At 35.6% G+C, this 2,907-nt stretch carries 2 protein-coding genes; one reads left to right on the plus strand and one right to left on the minus strand.

Features of this window, described 5'->3' with window-relative positions:
• Window positions 1-138 precede the first annotated feature (138 nt).
• Window positions 139-1,545 (minus strand): MFS transporter, encoded by a 1,407-nt coding sequence (locus BDR01S_RS24340; protein WP_066251668.1) that lies wholly within the window; start codon window positions 1,543-1,545, stop codon window positions 139-141.
• A gap of 410 nt (window positions 1,546-1,955) precedes the next feature.
• Between BDR01S_RS24340 and BDR01S_RS24345 the strand changes: the two genes are divergently transcribed.
• The gene (locus tag BDR01S_RS24345; RefSeq protein WP_066251666.1) at window positions 1,956-2,615 is read left to right on the plus strand and encodes an FMN-dependent NADH-azoreductase; all 660 of its coding nucleotides are present in this window, start codon (window positions 1,956-1,958) and stop codon (window positions 2,613-2,615) included.
• Window positions 2,616-2,907: the final 292 nt, after the last annotated feature.

Raw genomic sequence — 2,907 nt, forward strand, 5'->3', positions numbered from 1 at the left:
GCGAAGTCCACTAGCCGCTGGGCGCTGGAGCTGGATTCAGAAAACTATTCCAAGTTATCCACAATAAATAATTTTATAATTTCCTATACAACAAAAAAGGCTCCGATTTCTATGAAATCGGAGCCCAAATTTACCTAATTAATTTCTGCCTTTTCTCTTTTCAGCTAAATCAATTGCAAGTTGCGCTGTACGCTTTTTGTTTAATGGATACAAAAATACGATCATTAGGAACACTATACCAAGTACAATTGCAGGTACTAGCGTACCTAGTGTATGAATTCCTTGTAGAGCTTCACTTGTTTGTTTTTCGGCACCTGCAGTGTAACCAACTGCTGCAATCGCTGCACCGCCCACACCACCGGCAACAGCTTGTCCGATTTTACGTGCCATAGAATAAATTGAGTAAACGGTTCCATCTTCACGTAAACCAGTTAAATACTCATGATAATCAATAACGTCTGTAACGAAAGCCCAAATAACAAGGTTGAAGAAACCATAACCAAACATTCCAACGGTTAAAACTCCGATAAATTGTGTTGCTGTTAAGTTAGGAAGGAAATATAGAACCGTGTATACAAGAGTAGCAAGTAATAAACCGCCAGAAGCCACTTCTTTTTTACCAAATTTTGAAACTAACGGTCTTACCATTGGCATAGCTACAAATACAGCTATCGATTGAAGAAGACCAACCATACTCAATGCTTTAGCGTTTCCAAAGTAATCTTTAAATAAATACACGTTTACAGTACTAATTAACATGAAGCAAATTATGAACAGTAAAGAAAGGATAAGGAACACAATGAGTGGTTTGTTTTTACCAAGACCTTTTACCGTTTTGCCAAAGTTCGCTTTTGGTTTATTTGTTTCATCAATTACAATACGTTCAACAGATAATTTATAACAAGCAATATAACAAGCGAGTGCAAGAACACCGAAAACGATTGCACCTAAAAGGAATCGATTCGCATCTGCTTTATTATCAACAAACAAAATCATTGGTCCAACAACGTTTATGATTAATCCTGCTAAGTTACCACCCATTGTTCTCCAGCTTGACAATGCCGTACGTTCTACAGGATCGCCTGTGATTACAGAAGCCATTGAGCCATAAGGAATATTAACTGTACTGTATAATGTTCCCCATAAAATGTAGGTTACATATGCATATGCAAGATAAAAACCATTAGACATACCCGGAATGTGAACAAACATTAACACACCAACAATTACGAGTGGAAATGACATTCTTAAAATCCATGGTTTAAATTTTCCGTTTGCCCCTGCTTTTCTTGTGTCAATAAAGCGTCCCCACGAAACATCTGCAAAGGCATCCCACAGACGTGCCGCAAAGAATAGTCCGCCGACTACAGCCGGATTCAAATGATAAACATCCGTATAGAAAACCATTAAAAATGCTGCTACTAGAATAAAGAAGAAATCATTTCCCCAATCACCAAACATATAACCTAGTTTGTCTTTCATTCCAAACTTTCTAAATTCATTGGCAGAACTTTGAGCAGCTTCTTTTTTTGCTGTTTGACCCATTTTTGACCCCTCCATTATGCTTTTATTTTTGTAATTTACCTTACAACCTATACCTTTAATTACTTAAAACTCTTTGAATATTCCAAACTTTGAAATCCCTTTCAAACACTTTCAAAAAAATATAAGTGCACCTCATTAATTAGTTTATTGAACTAATTAATTGGTATAGTTGTATATTAGCACCGACTTTTTACACAGTCAACAATTTTTTGTAAGCGTTTAATAAAAAAATTTTCCAAATACTTAGATCCCCTTTTCTTTAAGTAATCTAGTGGTTTCGGTTTTGAACCAAAAGTAATAGATTCGACACTTAATGTTCAAGAACGTCACTCATTGTTCATTACTGAGCAAAGTTATTTTTTTTATAATAAATATATTGAACTAAATATATAAAGAAGGTCGTGTAATTTATGGAGAAATTACTTTATGTAACTGCGAATCCGAAAGGGATCGAGAAGTCAAAGGGACTTAAAATAGGGGAAGCCTTCCTAGAGTCTTTCCAACAAGAGCGTCCCGACGTTGAAATTAAGAAAATGGATTTATTTTCCTTAGAGTTCCCGCAAATGGATGCTGATTTGGTTTCAGCAAGAGGGAAATTAGCTGGTTACGGATATACCTTAGACCAACTTTCAGAGATTGAGCGAGAAAAAATACTGAAAATGCATGCTCTCGCCAATGAGTTTATCAGTTATGATTACTTTGTTTTTGTTTCTCCAATGTGGAATTTAAACTCCCCCGCCATTTTAAAAGCATTTATTGACAATCTATTTATTGCTGGTAAAACATTTGCTCATACCGTTAACGGGCCAAAAGGACTGTTAACAAATAAAAAAGCCATTCACCTCCAAACAAGAGGTGGTCAGTATACTGGTACTCCTATGGAAGCGTTAGAATCGGGTGATCGTTATTTAAAAATCGCTCTTCGTTTCTTGGGGATTGAGGTTATGGATTCTGTTATTACTGAGGGATTTGATATTAATCCACTTAAGGTACCTGAAATTCTTGCAACAGGACAAGAAAACGCCAGGCTTGCAGCAAAAGAATTCATACGTAACCCTGTCACAATCTAGGCTAAAAATAACATTGGTTTCCTTTAATAGTAAAGGGTTCCGTTTTGAGGTGCTTTTCATAAAATACGTGCCAAAATGACAGTCGTATTGGCATCGTTATAGGTATATAAAAGAGTAAAACTCGCCATAGTAATTGGCGAGTCTTTTTATTAGAAAAGCAAAATCTTATTGATATAAAACCTCACCATAATGCCTCAAAATGAGGTTCTCTTGGATTTTTGTTATAAAACTCACTCCTTTTTAAATAAAATGTCTTTTCCTTAATCGAGTAAGCAGTAAAAGTAAAATAAGC

Source organism: Neobacillus drentensis NBRC 102427 (genome assembly GCF_001591445.1).
In the GTDB taxonomy this organism is placed as follows: domain Bacteria; phylum Bacillota; class Bacilli; order Bacillales; family Cytobacillaceae; genus Neobacillus; species Neobacillus drentensis.